General features: G+C 52.1%; 2 tRNA genes and 1 rRNA gene. All 3 read left to right on the forward strand.

The features are described 5' to 3' along the window. Nucleotides 1-5 precede the first annotated feature (5 nt). The 3 genes from ACT3RN_RS15375 (at nt 6) to ACT3RN_RS15385 (ending at nt 1,795) form a co-directional block, all read left to right on the forward strand. A 16S ribosomal RNA gene (locus tag ACT3RN_RS15375) occupies nt 6-1,544 on the forward strand. 89 nt (nt 1,545-1,633) lie between these two features. Continuing rightward, nucleotides 1,634-1,710, forward strand: a tRNA-Ile gene (locus tag ACT3RN_RS15380). 9 nt (nt 1,711-1,719) lie between these two features. Continuing rightward, nucleotides 1,720-1,795 (forward strand) — tRNA-Ala (locus ACT3RN_RS15385). Nucleotide 1,796 lies beyond the last annotated feature (1 nt).

Consider the following 1,796-nt stretch of genomic DNA (forward strand, 5'->3'; position numbering starts at 1 on the left):
AGATTAAACTGAAGAGTTTGATCATGGCTCAGATTGAACGCTGGCGGCAGGCTTAACACATGCAAGTCGAGCGGAAACGATGATAGCTTGCTATCAGGCGTCGAGCGGCGGACGGGTGAGTAACACTTAGGAATCTACCTAGTAGTGGGGGATAGCTCGGGGAAACTCGAATTAATACCGCATACGACCTACGGGAGAAAGGGGGCAGTTTACTGCTCTCGCTATTAGATGAGCCTAAGTCGGATTAGCTAGATGGTGGGGTAAAGGCCTACCATGGCGACGATCTGTAGCTGGTCTGAGAGGATGATCAGCCACACCGGGACTGAGACACGGCCCGGACTCCTACGGGAGGCAGCAGTGGGGAATATTGGACAATGGGGGAAACCCTGATCCAGCCATGCCGCGTGTGTGAAGAAGGCCTTTTGGTTGTAAAGCACTTTAAGCAGTGAAGAAGACTCCGTGGTTAATACCCACGGACGATGACATTAGCTGCAGAATAAGCACCGGCTAACTCTGTGCCAGCAGCCGCGGTAATACAGAGGGTGCAAGCGTTAATCGGAATTACTGGGCGTAAAGCGAGCGTAGGTGGCTTGATAAGTCAGATGTGAAATCCCCGGGCTTAACCTGGGAACTGCATCTGATACTGTTAAGCTAGAGTAGGTGAGAGGGAAGTAGAATTTCAGGTGTAGCGGTGAAATGCGTAGAGATCTGAAGGAATACCGATGGCGAAGGCAGCTTCCTGGCATCATACTGACACTGAGGCTCGAAAGCGTGGGTAGCAAACAGGATTAGATACCCTGGTAGTCCACGCCGTAAACGATGTCTACTAGTCGTTGGGTCCCTTGAGGACTTAGTGACGCAGCTAACGCAATAAGTAGACCGCCTGGGGAGTACGGCCGCAAGGTTAAAACTCAAATGAATTGACGGGGGCCCGCACAAGCGGTGGAGCATGTGGTTTAATTCGATGCAACGCGAAGAACCTTACCTGGTCTTGACATATCTAGAATCCTGCAGAGATGCGGGAGTGCCTTCGGGAATTAGAATACAGGTGCTGCATGGCTGTCGTCAGCTCGTGTCGTGAGATGTTGGGTTAAGTCCCGCAACGAGCGCAACCCTTGTCCTTAGTTACCAGCGGGTTAAGCCGGGAACTCTAAGGATACTGCCAGTGACAAACTGGAGGAAGGCGGGGACGACGTCAAGTCATCATGGCCCTTACGACCAGGGCTACACACGTGCTACAATGGTAGGTACAGAGGGCAGCTACACAGCGATGTGATGCGAATCTCAAAAAGCCTATCGTAGTCCAGATTGGAGTCTGCAACTCGACTCCATGAAGTAGGAATCGCTAGTAATCGCGGATCAGAATGCCGCGGTGAATACGTTCCCGGGCCTTGTACACACCGCCCGTCACACCATGGGAGTTGATTGCACCAGAAGTGGTTAGCCTAACCTTCGGGGAGGCGATCACCACGGTGTGGTTGATGACTGGGGTGAAGTCGTAACAAGGTAGCCGTAGGGGAACCTGCGGCTGGATCACCTCCTTATAGATGACATTCGGTCAGCAAGAATTCACAACAAGTTGTTCTTTAGTTTAAGCTAGTATTTATTAGCTTTTGCCTTTGTAGGCATACAAAGGCCTGTAGCTCAGCTGGTTAGAGCACCGTGTTGATAACGCGGGGGTCGGCAGTTCAAGTCTGCCCAGGCCTACCATTATTTTACGGGGCCATAGCTCAGTTGGTAGAGCGCCTGCCTTGCACGCAGGAGGTCAACGGTTCGACTCCGTTTGGCTCCACCAT

Source organism: Psychrobacter sp. AOP5-GZ1-6 (assembly GCF_052376345.1).
In the GTDB taxonomy this organism is placed as follows: Bacteria; Pseudomonadota; Gammaproteobacteria; order Pseudomonadales; family Moraxellaceae; genus Psychrobacter.